Source organism: Nocardiopsis alba (assembly GCF_000710955.1).
In the GTDB taxonomy this organism is placed as follows: Bacteria; Actinomycetota; Actinomycetes; order Streptosporangiales; family Streptosporangiaceae; genus Nocardiopsis; species Nocardiopsis alba.
Map to the genome: position 1 here is coordinate 338,191 of NZ_BAZE01000005.1, position 20,815 is coordinate 359,005.

General features: G+C 70.2%; 18 protein-coding genes. 7 read left to right on the forward strand and 11 right to left on the reverse strand.

Going from position 1 to position 20,815, the window contains the following annotated elements:
- Positions 1 to 3: 3 nt before the first annotated feature.
- The 4 genes from TR33_RS12120 to TR33_RS12135 are packed head-to-tail and all read right to left on the reverse strand — an operon-like array spanning position 4 to position 7,612.
- A complete protein-coding gene (locus TR33_RS12120; RefSeq protein ID WP_042283163.1) occupies positions 4 to 2,034 on the reverse strand; it encodes a serine/threonine-protein kinase in 2,031 nt (676 codons plus the stop codon).
- Between the two features lie 34 nt (positions 2,035 to 2,068).
- Positions 2,069 to 3,859 carry a serine/threonine-protein kinase gene (locus TR33_RS12125; protein ID WP_042283164.1) on the reverse strand — a complete coding sequence of 597 codons (1,791 nt, stop codon included), beginning with the start codon at positions 3,857 to 3,859 and terminating at the stop codon, positions 2,069 to 2,071.
- A gap of 56 nt (positions 3,860 to 3,915) precedes the next feature.
- A complete protein-coding gene (locus TR33_RS12130; RefSeq protein ID WP_042283166.1) occupies positions 3,916 to 5,844 on the reverse strand; it encodes a serine/threonine protein kinase in 1,929 nt (642 codons plus the stop codon).
- A gap of 43 nt (positions 5,845 to 5,887) precedes the next feature.
- Complete coding sequence (locus TR33_RS12135; RefSeq protein WP_042283168.1) at positions 5,888 to 7,612, reverse strand: serine/threonine-protein kinase; 1,725 nt, start codon at positions 7,610 to 7,612, stop codon at positions 5,888 to 5,890.
- Positions 7,613 to 7,789: 177 nt separating this feature from the next.
- On the opposite strand from TR33_RS12135, the gene TR33_RS12140 reads away from it, so the two are divergent.
- The 5 genes from TR33_RS12140 (at position 7,790) to TR33_RS12160 (ending at position 10,806) form a co-directional block, all read left to right on the forward strand.
- Positions 7,790 to 8,167: a DUF3054 domain-containing protein gene (locus TR33_RS12140; RefSeq protein ID WP_014910708.1), complete on the forward strand. Its 378-nt coding sequence runs from the start codon at positions 7,790 to 7,792 to the stop codon at positions 8,165 to 8,167.
- A 45-nt stretch (positions 8,168 to 8,212) separates the two neighbouring features.
- Entirely contained in the window at positions 8,213 to 8,593 is a 381-nt protein-coding gene (locus TR33_RS12145) for a hypothetical protein (RefSeq protein ID WP_017533421.1), read from the forward strand.
- A gap of 80 nt (positions 8,594 to 8,673) precedes the next feature.
- Entirely contained in the window at positions 8,674 to 9,375 is a 702-nt protein-coding gene (locus tag TR33_RS12150; protein ID WP_017533420.1) for a TrmH family RNA methyltransferase, read from the forward strand.
- 61 nt (positions 9,376 to 9,436) lie between these two features.
- Positions 9,437 to 10,072, forward strand: a complete 636-nt coding sequence (locus TR33_RS12155) for a GNAT family N-acetyltransferase (protein WP_042283169.1) — start codon at positions 9,437 to 9,439, stop codon at positions 10,070 to 10,072.
- A 98-nt stretch (positions 10,073 to 10,170) separates the two neighbouring features.
- The gene (locus tag TR33_RS12160; RefSeq protein ID WP_042283171.1) at positions 10,171 to 10,806 is read left to right on the forward strand and encodes a GNAT family N-acetyltransferase; all 636 of its coding nucleotides are present in this window, start codon (positions 10,171 to 10,173) and stop codon (positions 10,804 to 10,806) included.
- 62 nt (positions 10,807 to 10,868) lie between these two features.
- On the opposite strand, the gene TR33_RS12165 is transcribed toward TR33_RS12160, so the two are convergent.
- Genes TR33_RS12165 through TR33_RS12175 form a run of 3 tightly spaced genes read right to left on the reverse strand, consistent with a single transcriptional unit; the run spans position 10,869 to position 14,209 of the window.
- Positions 10,869 to 11,615: a succinate dehydrogenase/fumarate reductase iron-sulfur subunit gene (locus TR33_RS12165; RefSeq protein WP_014913004.1), complete on the reverse strand. Its 747-nt coding sequence runs from the start codon at positions 11,613 to 11,615 to the stop codon at positions 10,869 to 10,871.
- Positions 11,612 to 13,558, reverse strand: coding sequence for a fumarate reductase/succinate dehydrogenase flavoprotein subunit (locus tag TR33_RS12170; RefSeq protein WP_014913164.1), 1,947 nt, complete (start codon positions 13,556 to 13,558; stop codon positions 11,612 to 11,614). The genes TR33_RS12165 and TR33_RS12170 overlap by 4 nt, the downstream gene beginning before the upstream one ends.
- A complete protein-coding gene (locus TR33_RS12175; RefSeq protein ID WP_081536465.1) occupies positions 13,559 to 14,209 on the reverse strand; it encodes a succinate dehydrogenase cytochrome b subunit in 651 nt (216 codons plus the stop codon).
- Between the two features lie 131 nt (positions 14,210 to 14,340).
- Between TR33_RS12175 and TR33_RS12180 the strand changes: the two genes are divergently transcribed.
- Positions 14,341 to 15,315 carry a LysR substrate-binding domain-containing protein gene (locus TR33_RS12180; protein WP_014913455.1) on the forward strand — a complete coding sequence of 325 codons (975 nt, stop codon included), beginning with the start codon at positions 14,341 to 14,343 and terminating at the stop codon, positions 15,313 to 15,315.
- 122 nt (positions 15,316 to 15,437) lie between these two features.
- Positions 15,438 to 17,180 carry a glycosyltransferase family protein gene (locus tag TR33_RS12185; RefSeq protein ID WP_042283173.1) on the forward strand — a complete coding sequence of 581 codons (1,743 nt, stop codon included), beginning with the start codon at positions 15,438 to 15,440 and terminating at the stop codon, positions 17,178 to 17,180.
- Positions 17,181 to 17,481: 301 nt separating this feature from the next.
- Here TR33_RS12185 and TR33_RS12190 read toward each other — a convergent pair whose 3' ends face one another.
- The 4 genes from TR33_RS12190 to TR33_RS12205 form a co-directional block, all read right to left on the reverse strand.
- Positions 17,482 to 18,117: an MBL fold metallo-hydrolase gene (locus TR33_RS12190; RefSeq protein WP_017533415.1), complete on the reverse strand. Its 636-nt coding sequence runs from the start codon at positions 18,115 to 18,117 to the stop codon at positions 17,482 to 17,484.
- A gap of 94 nt (positions 18,118 to 18,211) precedes the next feature.
- Positions 18,212 to 19,207 (reverse strand): adenylate/guanylate cyclase domain-containing protein, encoded by a 996-nt coding sequence (locus TR33_RS12195; RefSeq protein ID WP_017533414.1) that lies wholly within the window; start codon positions 19,205 to 19,207, stop codon positions 18,212 to 18,214.
- 135 nt (positions 19,208 to 19,342) lie between these two features.
- Complete coding sequence (locus TR33_RS12200) at positions 19,343 to 19,864, reverse strand: PH domain-containing protein (RefSeq protein WP_026124788.1); 522 nt, start codon at positions 19,862 to 19,864, stop codon at positions 19,343 to 19,345.
- 91 nt (positions 19,865 to 19,955) lie between these two features.
- Positions 19,956 to 20,795, reverse strand: coding sequence for a biotin--[acetyl-CoA-carboxylase] ligase (locus tag TR33_RS12205; protein WP_042283176.1), 840 nt, complete (start codon positions 20,793 to 20,795; stop codon positions 19,956 to 19,958).
- Positions 20,796 to 20,815 lie beyond the last annotated feature (20 nt).

Consider the following 20,815-nt stretch of genomic DNA (forward strand, 5'->3'; position numbering starts at 1 on the left):
AGATCACGAAGGTTCGTCCCGGATCTCGTCCGCGGTGGGGACGTAGAGGTCGATCGGTTGGTCGAAACCGGCGAACTCGACGCGATACCCGTGTTCGACGGGTCTCCCGGTGTCCGGGTCCGTTCCTCCCGGCGAGACGTTCTGATCGAAGTACAACGGATACCCGGCCTCATCGACCCAGAACTCCAGTGTGGCCTCCACGTCCCCGTAATCCAGGTAATCCTCTTCGATATAGGTGCCCGTATATCGATGCCCCGGACGCTCCAACACTTGGCCATAGGCGAAGAACTCGTCGGGGAGAAACTCCGTCGGGGTCGTACCGGTGCCCTCGTAGATCAGATCGACCGGTTCCAGATAGGCGAACACCACGTCGAGAAGCTCCTCCCAAAGCTCTCGGGGGTGCTCCGGCGCGCTGGTCCCGTACCCGTCCGACCGGTAGTACTCGCGCTCCGGCGCTTCACCGGGGTCGAAGGACGTGTTGGAAAAGTACACGACATCGTCCAGACCCTCCCCCAGAGCCATGCTCCCGCCGGTGATCATGTAGTTGTTCACGAGGATCGCGGGGACCGGCCCCCCTGTCTGAACGTAGTAGCCGGCGGGTCTGTCACCGAGACCACTCGCGTATACGAAGTCGTAGGTGGTGAAGCTGTCGGCCTCCAACGCCAGAGTGAAGGCCTCGGCGACCACGGCCGCGCCATCCTCCGGGTTCATGTCGACGGCGAGGCCGGCCTCCTCGGGCTCCTCGGCGGCCGCCTCCTCCGCCGGAGCGTCGTTCCCGAGATACCAGGCCCCTCCCGCCGCCAACCCGCCGACCAGCGTCAACGTCCCCAGAGCGGCGACGAGGCCCTTGGTCCCGCCCAGGACTCCGAGCAGCCCACCGCCACCGGTCGCGCCCGCGCCGAGCGACCCTCCGCCGGCCGCGGCGCCACCGGCCTTGCCCACGGCTCCTCCCACCACACCCGCGGCGGACACCCCCGTGGTCGCTCCGGTGCCCGCGCCGGCGCCCAGGGTCCCCGCCCCGGCCACGCCCAGACCCGCCGCGGAGACGGTTCCCAGCGCGGCGGCCCAACGGGCCGGGTCGTGACCGGCCGAGTCCACCCCGTGCCAGTAGTCGGCCAGCATCCCGCGCAGCGCCCGCTGCGTACGGGCGCGGTCGGAGTCCGGCCCGGCCTGAACGTTCGACTCCATCGTGGCGGGCGGCAGCAGAGCGGTCAGGAGGTCGAACGCGGTGGGCCGTTCGGCGGGGAGCACCGACAGCGCCCGCTCCACCAGGGACAGCAGCTCCTCGGGGACCCCTTCGACGTCGTGGTCGCCCGCCTGGACCCGTGCGGCCAACTCCGCCGCGTCCCCTTTCCCGAAGGGGGCGCGGCCGGTGGCGGCCAAGGCCACCAGCCCGCCCCAGGCGAACACGTCCGCCGCCGGATCGGCGACGGCGCCGGTGTAGCGTTCGGGCGCGGACCAGCCCGGGGTCCCGTAGGAGGCCGAGGCGTCCCGCTCCGGGTCGGTGCCGACCTCGACCGCGATACCGAAGTCCACGATCTTGGGCCCGTCCGGGGCCAGGATGACGTTGCCCGGCTTGATGTCGCGATGCGCGATCCCCGCCGAGTGCAGGGTGGCCAGCCCTTCGGCCACGCCCAGGGCGAACGTGCGCAGCATGTCACCGGTCAAAGGGCCGAACTCGCGCACGTGGCGACGCAGATCCCGGCCGGGCACGTAGTCGAAGGCCAGCCACGGCACCGGCGCCGTCGGGTCCGCGCCGTGCACTCGGGCGGTGCTGACCCCGTCGGCGCGGCGCAGCATCTCGACCTCTCGTGCGAACGCCTCCCGATGTCCGGGTCGATCCGCGTACTTCGCGTGGACGGTCTTGAGCGCGACGCAGAGGCCACCGGGGTCCAGCACCGCGTACACCACGCCCATCCCTCCCGCCCCGATCCGACCCAAGAGCCGGTAGGGGCCGATCAGGCGGGGGTCGGTCTCGGAGAGCGGTTCGAGGCCGGGCGGCAGGCCCGGGTTCTCGGTGGGGGATGTGCTCATCGTTTCCCTTCACGATGACGGGGGTGTTCCGAGCTCAGGACCCGATCTCCGACCCCTCGGGGACGTGGATCTCGCGGGGCACGTGGAAGATGTAGTCCCGCTCCTGGTCGAAGGTCGCGTCGGGTTGCGCTGGGTTCTCCGGGTAGATCACCCCGGCCGCGTCGATACGCAGCGGGTAACCCTGGTCGTCGATCCACAGGTCGAAGTCCACGATGGTCTCGCGGGCCTCCGGCCTCTCGGACCCGTCGACGTAGGTCCCGCTGTAGTGGTGGCCTTCGGTCGCCTCGAACACCAGACCGTCGCTGATGGTGTCCTCGAAGCTCGTTTCGTGGGGGACCGCGCTCAGACCCAGGTACTCGATCTCCGCGCCCGGCTCCAGAATCCATTCGAGCGGCCACTGTGCCTCCTCCCACAGCTCCGTCCCCGTGGCGGATCCTCCTTCGCTCCGGTGATAGTCGATGTTCCCGGTGTCGCCCGTAGTGGGGTCGATGGTGCCTTCGACCTCCTCCGCCAGGTCGGCGCCGAAGCGCAGACTCACCGAGGCCCCCATCGGGTGGTAGTTCATGTTCCGGACCGCCCGGACCGGCTCCTCGGTGTATTCCAGGACGGCGACCGACGGACTTCCCCCCTCGTCGATACTGAAGTGCTCCCGGTACAGGAGGTCCGAGGCCCCTCGAACCAGTTCGAGCGCCTCGGCGACCACGGCCGCGCCGTCCGTGGGATCGCTTTCGACGGCGAGGGTGGTCCCCTCCTCGGCCTCTCCGGCCCTCTCGGATCCTCCGCCCGAGGTCGCGTCCTCCTCCCCTCGTGTGTCCTGTGATCCGGAGCCGGTCGGGCTCAGGGCGCCGAGCGGACCGCCGGAGTCGTCTCCGCTCCACAGCAGGCCGCCCACCAGCGCGCCCACCAGCACGACCGAGGCCGCGCCCACCACCACCGGTGTGCGCGACCGGCGGACCCGACGCGGTTCGGGGGCGCTCACCCCGGTCCACGAGCCGGCCAGAAGGTCGGAGACCGCTCGCCCCAGGTCACCTCCGGATCCGGGCGTGAGCTCCTCCAGCAGCCGGAGCGCGGTGGGCCGTTCTCCGGGTTCCCTCCGCGACGCCTCGCCGATGAGCGAGGCCAGGGGGTCGGAGACGGCGCCCGTAGCGGGGTCGTCCGTCATCGTTCCGGAGGGTTCCGCGCCGGTGGCCGCGTAGCGCATCAGGAGTCCCCAGGCGAAGACGTCGGCGGACCCGTCGACGGCCCCCTGTTCCGGGGCCGCCCAACGCCCGTCGCCGAGCGGGCGGCCGGTGGCGGAGGAGATCCCCGGATCCACGATCTTCGGGCCCCGTGGGGACAGGACGACCCTGGACGGGTCCAGGGCGAGGTGGAGGCCGCCGAGGGCGTGCCAGGCGGCCAGGGCCTCCGCCGTCCCCGCGGCCAGCGCGGTGAGCGTCTCTCCCCGCAACGGACCGTGTTCGGTGACGTGTTCGCCCAGGGTCCGCCCGGGAACGTACTCGGTGGCCAGCCAGGGCTCGGCGGCCTGAAGGTCGGCGTCCCGGTACCCGGCCAGGCACAGGGCCCGAGCGCGGGAGAGTCGACCGGCCTCGGCGGCCAGACGGGCCCGCACGTCGGGGCCGTCGGCGACCTCGGCGGGGAGGAGTCGGACCGAGGCGAGGGCGCCGTCGGCGGCCTCCGCCAGCAGGGTCGCGCCCGCCGCGTCACGACGGATCACGCCGAGCGTCCGGTAGGGGCCGACCCTCTCGGGGTCCTTCCTCCCGAGCCCCACGACTCCGGGGGGCAGGTGACCGCGATCGACGCGGGCGGTGGGTGTGGGCGACGTCATGGATCGTCCTGTTCCGTTAGGGGTGAAGGAGGTACGGGTTCTCGATCGCGGTGGGGTCAGAAACCGGGCGAGGGCCGATCGGGCAGGATCTCCGCCTCGTCGGGAACGTAGATCTCGCGGGCCTCGCCGAAGTCGAAGTCGCGGACCTCGGTCATGGCCACGTCCGGATGGTCGGGGTTGTCGGGGACCCAGAGCGTGGAGCCGGCGAAGCGCAGCGGGTAGCCCTCGTCGTCGATCCACAGATCGAAGCTCATGGACTCGCCGTCGGAGTGTTCCAGGCCGGTCCGCTGGGTGACGGTCCCGCTGTAGTGGTGTCCGTCGGTCTCCTCGAAGCCCTCCAGCCACCGGCTGACGCCACCGTCGACGAACTCCTGTTCGTGGGGGACCCGGCTTCGCCCCTGATACTCGATCTCCGCGTCCGGTTCCAGGATCCACGCCAGCCCCCAGCCCAGCTCCTCCATTGGGTCCCACTCGCCGGTGGGGTTCCCCTCCTGCCGGTAATAGTCGGGGTCCTCCTCCGATTCGAGTTGGGCCATGGGGACCAGCCCGAACACCTGGTTCTCCAGATCGTCGCCGTAGCGGAGGTTGAGTCCGATCCCGGCCAGGTCGTAGGTCCGCTTCTGGAAGACGCGCACCGGATCCCCGCTGTACTCGACGACGGAGGCCACCGGATGGCCTCGTTCCTGGTCGGCGTGGGAGTCCGACCGGTACAGGAGGTCCGGCGCCCCCTCCATCAGCTCGATCGCCTCGGCGACCACCGCCGTACCGTCCTCGGGGACGCTCTGGACCAGCGGGGCCCCATCCTCCACCGTGCCGGAATCCCCTCCCGAACCGTTCCCGCCATCGCCTTCGTCGGCACCGCTCCCCCAGGGCAGGCCGTCGGTCGAGGAGGAGCCCTCTCCTCCGACGCGATCGACCACGAGCAGACCGCCGATCAGCGCGACCACCAGCGCGGCGGCCCCGGCGGACAGGAGCAGGACACGGCGTGGACCGCGCACCCGGCGGGTCCCCGGATCGCTCACCTCGGTCCATTCGGTGGCCAGCAGTTCGGGCACGATCTCCGTGGGACGCGCGTCCGTCCCCGACTCCCCCGCACCGTCGGGCGGTGGCGCCTCGGCCGGCATGATCCGGGTCGCCGACCAGCCACGGGTCAGCTCCATCAGGGCCTCATCGGCACGAGGGCGACCGCCCGGGTCCTTGGAGAGCGAGCGGCCCACCAGGGACATCAGGTGCTCGGGCACCCCGTCCAGGTCGGGCTCCTCGTACCTGCTGCGATGGATGACCCCGTCCACGGCGCCCTTGCCGAACGGGTCCCTCCCGGTCGCTGCGAGGGCCACCAGGCCGCCCCAGGCGAACATGTCGGAGTAACCGGTCGCGTCGGCCCCCTCGTACTGCTCGGGAGAGACCCAGCCCGGTGTCCCGTGCAGGCCGCCGGTGGCGGTGAGCACGGTGCCGTCGGCGGCTCGTGCGATCCCGAAGTCCAGCACCTTCGGACCGTCCGGGGCCAGGATCACGTTGCCCGGCTTCAGGTCACGATGCACCACGCCGGCGGTGTGGATCGCGGTCAGCGCCTCGGCCAGGCCGACCGCGAACGCGGTGAGCATGCCCCCGGTCAACGGACCGTTCCGCTTCACGTGCTGCCGCAGGGTCAGACCCGGGACGTACTCGGTGGCCATCCACGGGGCGGCGGCCTCGGTATCGGCGCCGAGGAAGGCCGGGGCGCAGGTGGCGCGGACCCGGGAGACCAGGCCGACCTCACGGGCGAAGCGGGCCCGGAACTCGGGATCGGCCGCGAACTGTGCGTGGACCACCTTGACCGCGGCGGCCGAACCGGCGTCGGTGACACCGGCGTAGACCGCGCCCATGCCGCCCGCGCCGATCCGCCCTACCACCCGGTAGTCGCCGAGCCGTTCGGGGTCGCCTCGCCCGGGCGGGTCCACACCGGGCGGCAGGCGGTCGTGCGAGAAGGGGGCGTTGGGGGGCATCTGCGTTTCCTGTCGAGGTCGGGGATATCGAGGTGGGGCGGGGTCAGCCGTTCGAGAGAAGGTCCTTGTTGGGGCCGTAGACACAACCGTTCGTCGGCGAGCCCCCCGAGAGGGTCGCGTCGAAGGGGGTGGGCTCCTCCGGATCGGGGACGCCGTAGGATTCGCTCATTCCGGCGCCGCGCCAGAGGTAGCAGAGCCCTCCCGGGTACCCGACCTCCGGCCGGGTACCGCCGTGGGCCACTTCGCCGGGGACGTAGTAGACGGCGAAGACGTCGTCCCTCTCCGAGGCGTTGCCGCCGGTCACGAAGACGAGTGAGAACCCGGCGGTCGGTTCCTCCGGGGAGAGGACGGCCAGGGTTCCGCCGCTGTTCGCCGGCACGGTCGTCAGATGCGTGTCCTCGGGTTCGATCCGTTCGACCATCGCGAAGTCGTTGCTGTGGATCCGGAGCTCCCCGAAGTCCAGGAGGTACTCGGCCGTGACGGTGATGGTCGGGCTCATGTTGTACGACCAGGTGTGCTCGCTCATGTCGAGCCGGACCTGGTCCAGAGCATCCCCGCCCCCGTCCGACCCGATCGTGCGGACGAGCGTGTCACCGGCGCTCTCGTCCGGGGCCACGGTCACGATCCCGTTCTCGTACAGGTCGCGGTACTCCTCGGGGACATCGGCGGGTATCGATCCGCCTCCGCCGGCCCCACCCACCGGTTCCCCCTCGGACCCGGTCCCACCGGCGACATTCCCGGTCGCGCCGTCACCGGCGAGACGCCCCTCGGCCAGGGCCCACAGTCCGGCCCCCGCCACCAGGGCGAGCGTCAGCCCCGCCGCCCCCAGGGACAGCGCCCGCCGGTGGCGGCGCGGCCAGGAGCGACGGGGCGGGGCGTACCCGCTCCACGCCTCGGCGCTCTCCGCCAAGGCCCGAGGCGCACCGGTGAACGTCCCCCCAACGGGTTCGATCGCGGCCACGGCCTCGGCGGCGGTGGGGCGCCGGCCGGGATCCTTGTCCAGGGCCCGCTCCAGAAGACCGCGCAGGGGTTCCGCGACCCCGACCAGGGAGGGCGGCTCCGACAGGACCCGGGCGGCCACCACATCGGAGGTCCCCTCCCCGAAGGGCCCGTTCCCGGTCGCCGCGTAGGCGATCAGCCCGGCCCAGGCGAACACGTCGGAGCGTTCGGTGGCCTCCGCGCCTCCGTACTGTTCCGGGGAGATCCAGCCCGGGGTCCCCACCAGACCGCCGGTCCGGGTCAGGGCGCTCTCCTCGGCCGCCCGGGCGATCCCGAAGTCCAGCACCTTCGGCCCGTCCGGAGCAAGGATCACGTTGCCCGGCTTCAGATCACGATGCACCACCCCCGCCGCGTGGACGGCGACCAGCGCCTCGGCCACGCCCCGCGCGAAGACGCTCACGTCCATGCCCCGGAGCGGACCGTGCTCGCGTACATGACGATCGAGGGTGGGACCGGGGACGTACTCGGTGGCCAGCCAGGGCAGGTCGGCCCTGGTGTCGGCGCCCAGGAAGGCCGGAACGCTCTTCGCCCGGACCCGGCGCACCAGCCGCACCTCCCGGGCGAACCGCGCGCGGAACTCCCGATCGGCCGCGTGGGAACGGTGGACGCACTTGACGGCCGCCCGACGGTCGTTCCCGTCCACCGCCGCGTACACCACCCCCATGCCGCCCGAGCCGAGTCGGCCGAACAGCCGGAAGGGGCCCAGGTGGGAGGGGTCTCCTGGGACGAGGGGCAGGACACCGCTCGGGAGGGGGGACGTCGAAGTCATGGAAGGGGGCGTTCCCGGATCTGAGGGGGAAGGGCTGAGAAGGGCTACGGGGTTCCGAGGCCCGTCCTCTGGGACGCCCTTTCCCCCTGTACGGTTCTCTCTCGGACGGCGGCCGGGCCCGCGCCCGGATCCCCGCCCCTCCTTCAGGGGTACGGGAGACGGGTCTAGCCTGGGACTATGCGTTCGTATGCGGTGCCGCTCGCCTTGGCGGCCGACCTGGTCTGCGTGCTCGTCTTCGTCGTGGTGGGCAAGGCCGACCACGAGACCGGCCTGACGCCGACCGCCGTGCTCGGGACGGCGTGGCCGTTCCTGGTCGCGCTCGCCCTCGGGTGGGCGGCCACCCTCGCCTGGCGCTCCCCCGCCCGGCTCTGGCCGACCGGGGTGCTCGTGTGGGCGGTGACCGTCGTGGGCGCGATGCCGCTGCGGCTGCTCTCCGGGGAGGGCGCCCCGTTCTCCTTCGTCCTGGTGACCTCGCTGTTCCTGGCCGCGACGATGCTCGGTTGGCGGGCCATCGCCCTCCTGGTGTCGCGAAAGGGGCGACGGACCCCGGCCTGAGGGGAAGACTGGGGACGACAGAACCCCACGAACAAGGAGCCCCCCATGTCGGACCCCGTCATCCTCTCCATCGCCACCGCCGTCGCCACCGGAGTCGCCACCAAGCTCGGTGAGGGGGCCAACGCCCTTCTCGGAAAGCTCGCCCAGGCGCTGACCCGGCGCTTCGTCCAGGACCCCGAGGCCCAGAGCGCGCTGGTGAGCGCCCGCTTCGAGGGGCCCGAACGGCCACAGGCCATCGAGGTCGTGGCCGAACGTCTGGAGCGGGCCGAGGAGGAGGACCCCGAGATCCGCGAGCTCGTGGGTCGGCTTCGCGCGGAGGCGACCCGAGAGAGCGATGATTCCGTCGGCAACGTGATCGAGGGGAACGTGTCCGGTGACGCCAGGGTCATCATGGGCCGGGACTTCAACGGGGACATCCGGCTCTGAGCCGGTCGGGGCCCGTGCGCCGACGCGGGCCCCGGACCGTCCGGGGAATCCGGTGGGGGGCCGTTCATAAGCTGGAGTCGATGAACGAGCACCCCGCCGCCGAGGCCGCACCGACAGTGATCCCCGTCGAGTCCACCGAGGGAATGGACGAGGCACGTGAGGTGGGTGTGGGCCCCTGGTCCGGCCCTTGGCCCGAAGGCGACCACTACGATCCCGAACTGCTCGCCGGAGGCGACCGGCGCAACGTGGTCGACCGGTACCGCTACTGGCGACGTGAGGCGATCATCGCCGACCTGGACACGGTCCGGCACGATTTCCACGTGGCGGTGGAGAACTGGTCGCACGACTTCAACATCGGATCGGTCGTGCGCACCGCCAACGCCTTCGGGTGCTCGGCGGTGCACATCGTGGGCAAGCGCCGGTGGAACCGTCGAGGCGCCATGGTGACCGACCGCTACCAACACGTGCACCACCACCCGGACACCGGTTCCCTGGTGGCCTGGGCGGCCGAACGGGATCTGGTGCTGATCGGGGTGGACAACCTTCCGGGCGCCGTCCCGTTGGAGACCTATCCCCTCCCCCGCAACGCCGTGCTGGTGTTCGGTCAGGAGGGCCCGGGGCTCTCCGAGGAGGTGCGCGAGGTGTGCGCGGCGGTGTTGTCGATCGCACAGTTCGGTTCGACACGGTCGATCAACGCAGGGGCGGCCGCGGCGGTGGCGATGCACGCCTGGGTGCGGGCCCACGTCTTCGCCCAGCCCGTTCCCGACGCGAGCACCACGTGAACACCGTGACCGCTTCGTGATCTACCATGAACGGAACCCACCTACCAGGAAGTAGCAAGCGATGAGTCCGACCGCCACCTCAGTTGCTCGCGCCGCCACGCTCGACGACGTCCCCGGCATCGCCCGGGTCCTCTCCCTCGCCCTCCACGACGACCCGCTCTTCCTGTGGCTCTTCCCCGACGAGGAGACCCGCATGGCCAAGGTGCGCCGTTTCTTCGCGCTGACCTCCGGGTTCGGCTACGTGCCCGCCGGGGACACCCGCGTGACCGAGCTCGCCGAGACCGAGGACTCCGCCCCGACCGTGCGCGCGGCCGCGCTCTGGGCCCCGCCCACCTCCAACCCGGAGGGTCCCCTGGTGTCGATGCGCACCTGGCCGCACTGGGGCGCTCTGATCGGCCGGGCCAGGCTCACCGCCTTCATCCGCCTGTTCGCCGAATGGAAGATGGCCACCCCGCAGGAGCCGCACCTGTACCTTGCCGCTCTGGGCGTCGACCCGAGCGCGACCGACCTCGGACTGGGCCGTTCCCTGCTCGCCTCCGGGCTGGAGGAGGCCGACGCGCAGCGCCTCCCCGTGTTCACCCAGACCCTCGACGTCAAGAGCGTCGGCTTCTACGAGCGCTTCGGCTTCGAGGTCGTCCGCGAGGTCGAGCACGAGGGCGCCGGTACCAGCCACTTCCTCTTCCGCCCGGCCGCCTGACCCTTCCCGAGGCCACCGCCCCTCGGCGGGAACGCCCGTTATGACGTTCCCGAACCCTAGTGTGGGCGGCGATGCCACCGAAAGAAGGAAACGGTTCGATGCACCCCACGGACACCCGGGAACGCTCGATACACGACGCCGGTATGGACGACGTCCCCGCGATCGCGCGCGTCCTGGGCAGGGCCTTCTACGACGACCCCCTGTACCGTTGGTTCTTCCCCGACGACGAGACCCGCATGGCCCGCTCGATCCGGATCAACGCCCTGCTCGCCGGTTTCGTCCACGTGCCCGCCGGGCAGGCCGAGGTGCTCCGGGTACGCGAGGAGGACCGGAGCGTGGTGCGCGGAGCGGCCCTGTGGACCCCTCCGGGCGCCGATGCCCAAGGGGTCGCCTATCTGCTGCGGTCCCTGCCGCACTGGGCCGATCTCGTGGGCCCGAGGCGGGTCCCCCGGATCATGCGCTACTTCGCGCAGCTGAACCCGCCGGCCCCGAAGGAACCGCACTGGCACCTGGCGGTCCTGGGAACCGACCCCTCGGTCCAGGGCACCGGTGTGGGGACCCGCCTGCTGAGGTCCGGTCTCGACCGCGCCGACGCCGAGGGGGTCCCGGTCTCCCTGGAGACGATGAACCCGGCCAACATCGGCTACTACGAGCGGCACGGCTTCCACGTGTTCCACGTCCTGGAGGGCCCCGAGATCCCGACCACCCACTTCATGCTCCGTCCCACCTCCTGAGAACGCGGAAGGGGCCGCCCCCCCGATGGGAGGCGGCCCCTTCGTCGCGATCGGGACCGGTACTAGCCGATGCCCTTGCTGAGGGAGCCCAGCAGGTCGCGGTTGAGCTGGGAGATCGTGTCCAGCGGGATGCCCTTGGGGCAGACCGCCGCGCACTCACCGATGTTCGTGCAGCCGCCGAAGTCCTCTTCGTCGTGCTGGTTGATCATCTTCACCACGCGCGAGGCCCGCTCCGGCTGCCCCTGCGGGAGCATGCCGAGGTGGGTGACCTTCGCGGCGGTGAACAGCATGCCGGAGGCGTTCGGGCAGGCAGCCACGCAGGCGCCACAGCCGATGCAGGTCGCGGCGTCGAACGCGCGGTCGGCGTCCGGCTTCGGGATCGGGTTGGCGTGGGCGTCCGGGGCGGTACCCGTGGGCGCGCTGATGTAGCCGCCGGACTGGATGATCCGGTCGAACGCGCCCCGGTCCACGACCAGGTCCTTCACGACGGGGAAGGCCTTGGCCCGCCACGGCTCCACCGTGATGGTGTCGCCGTCCTTGAAGCTGCGCATGTGCAGCTGGCAGGTGGTGGTGCGCTCGGGACCGTGGGCCTCACCGTCGATCACGACGCCACAGGCACCACAGATGCCCTCACGGCAGTCGTGGTCGAAGGCGACCGGGTCCTCGTTCTCCAGAGTGAGCTTCTCGTTGAGAACGTCGAGCATCTCGAGGAAGGACATGTCCGGCGAGACGTCCGTGAGCTTGTACGTGACCATCCGGCCCTCGTCGTCACGGCCCTTCTGACGCCAAACGCGCAGGGTGATGTTCACTTGTAGCTCCGCTGCTTCATCTCGACGTACTCGTACTCCAAGGCTTCCTTGTGGAGCACGGGCTTGCTGTCAGTGCCACCGAACTCCCAGGCCGCGACGTAGGCGAACTCGTCGTCGTGGCGCAGAGCCTCGCCGTCCTCGGTCTGGCTCTCGGCGCGGAAGTGACCACCGCAGGACTCACGGCGGTGCAGGGCGTCGATGCACATGAGCTCACCGAGCTCCAGGAAGTCGGCCACGCGGTTGGCCTTCTCCAGAGCCTGGTTGAACTCCTCGTTGGTGCCGAGGACCTTGACGTCGCGCCAGAACTCGGCCCGCAGCTCGCGGATGAGTCCGATGGCCTTGCGCAGGCCCTCCTCGTTGCGCTCCATGCCGCAGTAGTCCCACATGATGTGGCCGAGCTCCTTGTGGAAGGAGTCGACGGTGCGGGAACCGTTGATGGAGAGCAGCTTGTCGATACGAGAGGTGACCTGCTCCTTGGCCGCGGCGGCCTCGGGGTGGCTCTCGTCGACCTTCTCGAACGGACCGGCCGCCAGGTAGTCGTTGATGGTGTTCGGGAGGACGAAGTAGCCGTCCGCCAGACCCTGCATCAGCGCGCTGGCGCCCAGGCGGTTGGCGCCGTGGTCGGAGAAGTTGGCCTCACCGGTCACGAACAGACCCGGGATGGTGCTCTGGAGGTCGTAGTCGACCCACAGGCCGCCCATGGTGTAGTGCACGGCGGGGTAGATGCGCATCGGAACCTCGTACGGGTTCTCACCGGTGATGCGCTGGTACATGTCGAACAGGTTGCCGTACTTGGCCTCTACGGCGTCCCGTCCCATGCGCTCGATCGCGTCGGCGAAGTCGAGGTAGACGCCCAGACCGCCGGGACCGACACCGCGGCCCTCGTCACAGACGTTCTTCGCGGCCCGGGAGGCGATGTCACGCGGCACGAGGTTACCGAAGGACGGGTAGATGCGCTCCAGGTAGTAGTCGCGCTCGTCCTCGGGGATCTGACGCGGGTCGCGGTCGTCGCCACCCTGCTTGGGCACCCAGATACGACCGTCGTTGCGGAGCGACTCGCTCATCAGGGTCAGCTTGGACTGGTAGTCGCCGCTGACCGGGATGCAGGTCGGGTGGATCTGCGTGTAGCAGGGGTTGGCGAAGTAGGCGCCCTTGCGGTGCGCGCGCCAGGCGGCGGTGACGTTCGAGCCCATCGCGTTGGTCGACAGGAAGAACACGTTGCCGTAACCGCCGGTCGCCAGGACCACGGCGTCGGCGAAGTGCGTCTCGATCTCACCGGTGACCATGTCACGGGCGATGATGCCGCGCGCCTTGCCGTCGACGATGACCAGCTCGAGCATCTCGTGCCGGGTGTACATCTTGACGGTGCCGGCCGCGATCTGACGCTCCTGCGCCTGGTAGGCGCCGATCAGCAGCTGCTGACCCGTCTGGCCCCGGGCGTAGAAGGTGCGGGAGACCTGCACGCCACCGAAGGAGCGGTTGTCGAGCAGACCGCCGTACTCACGGGCGAAGGGCACGCCCTGGGCGACGCACTGGTCGATGATCTCGACACTGGTCTGCGCGAGACGGTAGACGTTCGACTCGCGGGAGCGGAAGTCACCGCCCTTGACCGTGTCGTAGAACAGACGGTGGATGCTGTCGCCGTCGTTGCGGTAGTTCTTCGCGGCGTTGATGCCACCCTGCGCGGCGATGGAGTGCGCGCGACGCGGGCTGTCCTGGTAGCAGAACGAGGAGACCTGGTAGCCGGCCTCGCCCAGGGTCGCCGCGGCGGAGGCGCCGGCCAGGCCGGTGCCGACGATGATCACGGAGAGCTTGCGCCGGTTCGCGGGGTTGACCAGCTTGGCCGAGAAACGGCGCTCGTCCCAGCGCTCGTTGATCGGCCCCTCGGGGGCCTTCTCGTCCCGGATCGGGGCGCCCTCGGTGTAAAGGTCGATGTCAGACAATTAACTCACCAGTCCAAAGGTGACCGCCAGGGGCGGAAGCAGGAAACCGACGGTCACGACCAGCGCGATCGCCACGGCGACCGCGTTGATCCTGCCCTGGCGGGCGGCCGTGTTGAAGCCCAGGGTCGCCATCCCGCTCCAGATCCCGTGACGCAGGTGGAAGCCGACCGCGATGACCGCGGCGATGTAGAACAGGGTCACGAACCAGAACTCGGGCTGGAACCCGTTCACGAGCCGCTCGAACGGGCTGTCGGACTTGCCGCCGGGCGCGATGACGTTCACCGTCAGGTGCAGGATGTGGAAGATCACGAAGAGCGCGATCAGCACGCCGCCGTAACGCATGGTGTAGGAGGCGTAGGTGCGCTGCACCCGCTTCTTCACCACGTAACGCTGCTCGCGGGCGTTGCGCGCGCGGATGGTCAGAACCGCGGCGGAGTAGATGTGGATCAGGATGCTCGCCAGCAGGACGATCCGGAACACCCACAGGAAGCCGCTCTCCGGCAGGAGCGGGTAGCCGATCTCGCGGAGACCGTGAGCATAGCCGTCGAAGGCCTCCTGGCCCGCGAAGACTTTCAGGTTGCCGTACATGTGCGCGATCAAATACAGCACGAGGATCGCACCGGAGGCAGCCATTGCTGACTTGAGCGCCACCGTGGTCCCGTAGGCCGTAGACCGCTTCTTGGTCAAGGTACTGTTCGCCACAGCCTGCCACCCTAAATTCGAGGTAAGCCCGACGTCCAAGTCATCGGGCCCCTGGTGTCGATAGCCATAGGCTATGGATCATGCAGTTCCAACAGCTCGCGTACTTCGTGGCCGTGGCCCGTACGCGCCATTTCACCCGCGCAGCCGAGCTTTCACGCGTCGCGCAGCCGAGCTTGAGCAAACAGATCCGGAGCCTTGAGCGCGAGTTGGGCGCCCCGTTATTCAGTCGTGCCCGGGGGAACATCACACTCACACCGGCCGGTGAGGCGCTCCTTCCGCTCGCCCAACGCATCCTCACCGACCTGGAGACGGCCAGACGCGAGGTGGCCGAACTGGCCGGCGTACGGCGCGGCCGCGTCCGGTTGGGGGCCACCCCCTCCCTGTGCGCCGGACTGCTCGCCGACGTCCTCGCCGACTTCCATCAACGGTTCCCGGGGATCGAACTGCATGTGGAGGAGAGCGGCTCACGCGACCTCATCCGGAACCTGGGCCGGGGCGAACTGGACCTGGCCCTGATCATCCTGCCGCTGCACAGCAGCGACCCCGACTTCTCGACCACGCCGATACTGCGGGAGAACCTGGTGGTGGCGAGCTCGGCCACCCGCCCCTCCCCCAACCGGCGGGCCTCGATCCGGATCACCGAACTCCAGGGACGCCCGCTGGTGATGTTCCGTCGCGGATACGACGTCCGTGAGGCCACCATCCGCGCCTGCCGCGCGGCGGGCTTCGAACCGCAACTCGCCGTGGAGGGCGGCGAGATGGACGCCGTGCTGCGGTTCGTGGAGGCCGGCCTGGGGCTGGCCGTGGTCCCCAGCATGGTCCTGCGCAACCGCCCCGGCCTGCGCGGCACCCCGCTGTCCCGCCCCCGCCTCCTGCGCACCGTGGCCCTGGCACGACGCAAGGACGTGGAACCCTCCCACGCGGCGGACGCCTTCCGCCGCCACCTGAACGACTACCTTCTGGCGATGTCCCCGGAGGACCTGGGCCCCGACCTGGAGGTACTGCTCACCTCCGTCGACAGGCCGCGGCCGGACGATCGGCCCACCCTTTCCTGAGGTGCCCCTCTCGCCCGGAAAGCGGGGAACCTCCTTCGAACACCACCTCCCGACCCCGAACCCTTCCATGGGTGAATCTGGGCCCAACGTTCACCGTCCATAGAAGAACTCAGGGGCCGTCCATGGGAGTCTCAGCGATTCCACATAAGTACGTCGCGGTGGTGGCCGTCGGGATCTCCGCCCTCGCCATCGCCTTCAGCCCGCCCCGGATCGGCCTGGTCGTCGCCTTCATCGCTCTGTCCGGTGTCGTCCTCGCCGTCGGAGCCCTGCTGGAGCGTTCCCGCCGCGAATCCACCGCGCCGCTGCACGATCTGGGCGAGGCCGTCGAGCAGGTCGCCGCCACCCAGCACGAGGAGCGTCTGGCCGCCCGGCACCGGGCCACCACGCTGGACGAGAGGCTCCAGGAGTACCGCGAGGCGATCGAACGCCCCGCCCCTCCGGTCCCGCCGCCGCCCGGGACCGTCCGGCTGCGCCGTGCCCAGGACCTGCTGTGGTGCGGATTCTCCAGCGAGGGCCTGGAGCGTCTGCGTTCGCTGGGCTCCGACATGGACGTCACCGAGTCGGTGCGCTCCGAATCCCACCGTTCGCTGGCCAACTGGTACACCGCCGCCGGGGAGGGCGCCCGCGCCCGCGAGCACGCCCACCTGGCCGACCTCGCCGCGCCCAGGATCTCCCGAGAGGCCACCGGCGTTCCCCGCCGTGTCGCCATGGGCCGCGATCGCACCCGACGCGACCGCCACTTCGACGTGGTCGTCCTCTCCGACTTCCGGCTGCCCGGAGGCAGTACGGGCAGCAACCTCCAGGAGATCACCGCCCAGCGCAGGGCCGGACTGCGCACCGGCCTGGTGCACCACCCGGTACGCTCACGCGGTCTCTCCGGAGGGGTGAACCCCAAGGTCCTCGCCGCCGTCGACGGAGACCTGGTCAGGTTCGTCGCCCCCGACGAGAGGATCACCTGTGACCTGCTCGTGGTCCGTGTCCCCAGGATCGGGGAGCGGATCATGGACGAGATGCCTCAGATCGAGGCGGAGCGCTCGATCGTCGTCCTCAACCAGACCCCGAACCGCTGCTACGGGGTCCCGGACTTCCGGGGCAACGAGGCCTGGAACGTGGCCCGGTGCGCGGCGGGGTTCGGGGAGATGCTCGGCGAGCACCGCTGGTACCCGATCAGTTCTCGCGTCCGTGAGGCCATGGAGGTCGAACACGCGGCGGAGATGGCCGAGGCGGCCTCGTGGGGGATCACCCTCGCCGACGAGGACTGGACCAACATCATCGACGCACCCGCCTGGCGGCGCGGCACCCGACGTTCCCCGGACGGCCGGGTCCTGCTGGGACGTCACTCCCGCGATGACAAGGACAAGTGGCCCGACGACCCGAGGACGCTCCAGAGCGCCTATCCCGAGGAGCCGGGTTGGCAGACCCGGGTGCTGGGCGGGGCCTCCGTCCCGGAGCGGATGCTCGGCGATCTCCCGTCGAACTGGCAGGTGCACCCCTTCGACTCGGTCCCGGTCCGCGAGTTCCTGCACGGCCTGGACGTGTACGTGTACTTCACACGCAAGGGCCACCTGGAGCCGTTCGGGCGTTCTCCTCTGGAGGCCATCGCGGCGGGGGTCCCGACCCTGCTGCCGGAGTCGTTCCGTCCGGTCTTCGGTGACGCGGCCATCTACACCGACCCCGCGGGGGTGCGTGCCGAGGTGGACGCCCTGATGGCCGACGAGGCGCGCTACGCCCGCCAGGTCGCCCGCGGTCACGAGGTGGTCGAGCGGATGTTCGGCCACGACGCGCACCTGCGCCGTCTGGCGGAGATGGGCGTGCGGACGCCGGAGACGAGCGTGAGACCGTCACCGGTCGTACCCGTGTCCTGACCGCCGGGACGCACCGACCCCCTGGGGCGCACGGGAGAACCTCTCCCCCCACCCCAGGGGGTCGGTGCACGCGGTCTCCTACCTCGCCCCGGGGGGTCGAGGTAGGAGATCGTGTCACCCTTACACCCTGCCGGGGCTGAGGCCCGAAAGTGTTCGCTTTGCGCCTCCGCTTCGCTTCGGCGCGTGTTCGGGCGCCAAGGGAGGGAGCGTTCTTCATCCTCGTCCACGCCTACGCTCGTACCTCGCGGGCGGCTCGACTCGTCTTGCAGAACACTCCCGGCGCCCGAACCACACCCCCCGCTCAAAAACCTCGGCGGGACCAGCTCTCCAGGTGGGCGGCGGCCTCGGCGATGGTGGTGGACTCTCCGTGGCCCGGGTGCACGACGGTGTCTCCGGGGAGGGAGACCAGGTGGTCGCGGATGGAGGCGATGATGGTCGGGAAGTCCGACGACGGCTGGCCGGTGGCTCCGGGGCCGTCGGGGAAGAGCGTGTCGCCGCTGAACACCACGCCGAGTTCGGGGGCGTGGAGGCTGACCCCTCCCGGGGTGTGGCCCGGGGTGTGCAGGACGTGGAGTTCGATGCCGCCGGCGCTCAACACCTCACCGTGCAGCAACGGGGCGTCCGGTTCCCGGTAGGGGTACACCTGGTTCCAGAGCTCGGAGTCGTCGGGGTGGATGAGGATCGGCGAGTCGGTGAGGTCCGCCAGGGCCACGGCCGCGTCGATGTGGTCGGGGTGGCCGTGGGTGCACACGATGGCCATGAGTTCACGGTCGCCCAGCCCCCTGGCTATGCGCTCGTGGTCGTGGGCGGCGTCGATGACCACGGCCGTCTCGTCGTCGCCGACGATCCACACGTTGTTCTCGACGTCGGACTCGGCACCCTCCAGGCTGAGGATTCCCGAGGTGCGTAGCCGCTGAACGGGGGACAGGGCACTCACAGGCTCACCACCTGAACTCTTCGCGGGGCAGGAGCCTCGAGCCTATCCCGCCACCCACCCTCGTACACGTGGTTCGGCCCGTTCTCCCCGTGTGTCAGGGGTTACCCGCGTCGAAGTCGCGGCGCAGCGTGTAGGGCTGGATGAGTCCGAGACCGTGCGCGTGCCTGGCCCGTACCTGGACCACCTGGAGCCCCTCCTCGTCGGTGAGGCTCTCGGCGAGCGTCTCGTCGATGAGGACGGTCCCCGGCCGGGCGAAGGAGGTCAGTCTGCTGGCCCGATTGACGGTGGTGCCGAAAACGTCTCCGTGCATGGTCAGGACGGGCCCGTAGGCCACACCCACCCGCACGTCGGGGACCTCCACGTGGGTCTTGACGCCCGAGGCGAGGCGCAACGCGATGTCGGCGGCCTGGTGGGGCGAGTCGGCCACGTAGAGGACCTCGTCGCCGAGGGTCTTGACCACCCGTCCGCCCCCGGCGGCCACCAGGTCGGCGGCGGTGGACTCGAAACCCTCCACGACCCCGGCCAGTTCCACCTCGTCGAGTTCGCGGCTGAGGGTGGTGAAGGAGACCAGGTCGGCGAAGCCCACGATCAGCGGGTAGTAGTTGGGCACGATGTCGTTGCCGTTGGACATCACCGCGAGGGTGCGCCCGGTGGAGGCGGCGAGTTGGCGGCGCCAGATGTGCAGCAGCAACCGTTCGACGTCCGGCAACAGCCCCTTGACCTGCTGCATGAGGGAGCTGGTCGTGGGGTCCTCGTGGCCGTCCTTGAAGATGAGGGTGCTGAGGATGCTGGTCTGCCAGTCGGCCAGACGCGCCATGGTCTGGCCCATCGCGCGGGCGAAGCGGACCACGCCCTCCTCGTCGAGGATGCCCTCCTCCAGGAGGGAGTTGGCGATGCGCAGGGCCTCGACGTCGCTCTCGGTGAAGGTCACCGAGTCGTCGCCCAGGGTCGGGAACCCCAGGGCTCGCCAGACGCGACCGGCGAGTTCCGGATCGGCTCCGGAGAGCTCGACCGCCTGTTCCCTGGTGTAGACCGCCTCACCACCGAGCAGGGCGGACTCGATCGCTTTCGGGTCAGGACGCGACGGCATACGTTCTCTTTCACGGGAGCGTCCCCGGCGCACGGGGAGCGGTCACTACGGCACCGGCCCCTGGGGGCGCGGCCTTGGCTCCGGTTCCAGCCTACGCCCGTCCCCTCGCGGAGACCGGCGGCCCGGAACCGCTGGTCACATCTGTGGGCCGGGCGGATACTCCGGCCGCTGGGCCACGTTGACCTGGCGGTAGATCTCCGACTGGAACCACTGGGGCTTGGGGACTCTCTGGAGGACCATGCCCTCCTGTTCGGACGCCGACTGAACGGACAACGTTCCGTACCGCATGATCCGTTCCCAGAGAGTGATGTTGAAGGAGACGTCGTTCACCCTGGTGAGCGGCATGTCGCGCCCTTGCTTGGAGATGACGCCGTCCCGCATCATCAGCCGCCGGTTGGTGAGGATGTAGACGGTCGTCGCCCACTTGAGCATGGGCACGAACCAGAAGGCCAGAGCGGCGACGATCCCGATCGCCACCACGACCCCTCCGGCGATGAGGCTCCAGTCCTCGCTCCAGGGGATGAAGAAGAGCGCGACGGCCACGACCGCGATGATGAGGAGCAGCGCGACGAACTCGCCCACGAGGACGGTCCAGTGCTGCCGGGCGACGTGGACGAGCTCCTCGTCGTCGGAGAGATAACGATCCGCTATAGCCATAACGGTGATCATGGCACAAGCCTCCCCTTCGTGGGAGAGGTCGGATTCGGCCTGTGGACGAACTTCTCGTCTCAGGGAGCGGACAGGGGTCTCAGGAGCCGGGACGAACGTGCACGACGTCGCCCACGTTGAGCGCCCGCTCCCCCGCCGGCCCGGACAACAGCAATCGCGCCTGGTCGTCCACACCGGAGACGGTGCCCTCGACGGCCCGATCACCGGGGAGGTGGACCCGGACCCGGCGGCCGATCGTCACGCACATCTCCCGGTACTCGTCGGCCAGTCCGCAGGCCTCCGCGTCCCCGGAGGTCGCGAGCCAGGCCTCGTAGCGCTCCTCGAACTCGGCCAGGACGGCGAGCAGCAGCTCCTCGCGTCCCACACCGGTGACGCCCTCGGCCCGCAGCGAGGTGGCGGTCTCGACCGGCAGGCCGTCCCTCCCCTGGGACACGTTGAGCCCCATGCCCACGACCACTCCGACGGCGTCGGGAGAGGAGAAGTCGGCCTCGGCGAGGATCCCGGCGAGCTTGCCGTCGGCCTGCCCGGGTTCCGAGCGCAGCTCTCCCGGAACGAGGACGTCGTTGGGCCACTTCAGCGCGGCCTTGACCCCGGCCCTTCCGCGCACCGCGGCGACCGCGGCCACTCCCAGCATCGGGGAGACCCAGCCCAGCCGGTCCGTCGGCACCTTCGGTCGGACGAGGAGGGAGAAGGTGAGCGCGACCCGCGGCGGGGTGGTGAACCCGCGTCCGAGTCTGCCCCGACCGGCGGTCTGATGTTCGGTGGCCAGCACGGTGCCCTCCGGGGCGCCCTCCCTCGAGCGCTCCGCCAGGTCGCTGTTGGTGGACCCGGCCTCGGGCACCACGTCCACGCTCCGCCACAATCCGCCCGGGCGTACCACGGCCGCTTCGATCACGGCGCGGTCCAGGGGAGGGATCATCGGAGTGTGTTCGCTGGTCA

What these genes read in the sequence shown, in the direction of transcription:
- TR33_RS12120 (WP_042283163.1), bottom strand. Translation starts at nt 2,034, where the DNA reads ATGAGCACATCCCCCACCGAGAACCCGGGCCTGCCGCCCGGCCTCGAA.
- TR33_RS12125 (WP_042283164.1), bottom strand. Translation starts at nt 3,859, where the DNA reads ATGACGTCGCCCACACCCACCGCCCGCGTCGATCGCGGTCACCTGCCC.
- TR33_RS12130 (WP_042283166.1), bottom strand. Translation starts at nt 5,844, where the DNA reads ATGCCCCCCAACGCCCCCTTCTCGCACGACCGCCTGCCGCCCGGTGTG.
- TR33_RS12135 (WP_042283168.1), bottom strand. Translation starts at nt 7,612, where the DNA reads ATGACTTCGACGTCCCCCCTCCCGAGCGGTGTCCTGCCCCTCGTCCCA.
- TR33_RS12140 (WP_014910708.1), top strand. Translation starts at nt 7,790, where the DNA reads ATGCGTTCGTATGCGGTGCCGCTCGCCTTGGCGGCCGACCTGGTCTGC.
- TR33_RS12145 (WP_017533421.1), top strand. Translation starts at nt 8,213, where the DNA reads ATGTCGGACCCCGTCATCCTCTCCATCGCCACCGCCGTCGCCACCGGA.
- TR33_RS12150 (WP_017533420.1), top strand. Translation starts at nt 8,674, where the DNA reads ATGAACGAGCACCCCGCCGCCGAGGCCGCACCGACAGTGATCCCCGTC.
- TR33_RS12155 (WP_042283169.1), top strand. Translation starts at nt 9,437, where the DNA reads ATGAGTCCGACCGCCACCTCAGTTGCTCGCGCCGCCACGCTCGACGAC.
- TR33_RS12160 (WP_042283171.1), top strand. Translation starts at nt 10,171, where the DNA reads ATGCACCCCACGGACACCCGGGAACGCTCGATACACGACGCCGGTATG.
- TR33_RS12180 (WP_014913455.1), top strand. Translation starts at nt 14,341, where the DNA reads ATGCAGTTCCAACAGCTCGCGTACTTCGTGGCCGTGGCCCGTACGCGC.
- TR33_RS12185 (WP_042283173.1), top strand. Translation starts at nt 15,438, where the DNA reads ATGGGAGTCTCAGCGATTCCACATAAGTACGTCGCGGTGGTGGCCGTC.
- TR33_RS12195 (WP_017533414.1), bottom strand. Translation starts at nt 19,207, where the DNA reads ATGCCGTCGCGTCCTGACCCGAAAGCGATCGAGTCCGCCCTGCTCGGT.
- TR33_RS12200 (WP_026124788.1), bottom strand. Translation starts at nt 19,864, where the DNA reads ATGGCTATAGCGGATCGTTATCTCTCCGACGACGAGGAGCTCGTCCAC.
- TR33_RS12205 (WP_042283176.1), bottom strand. Translation starts at nt 20,795, where the DNA reads ATGATCCCTCCCCTGGACCGCGCCGTGATCGAAGCGGCCGTGGTACGC.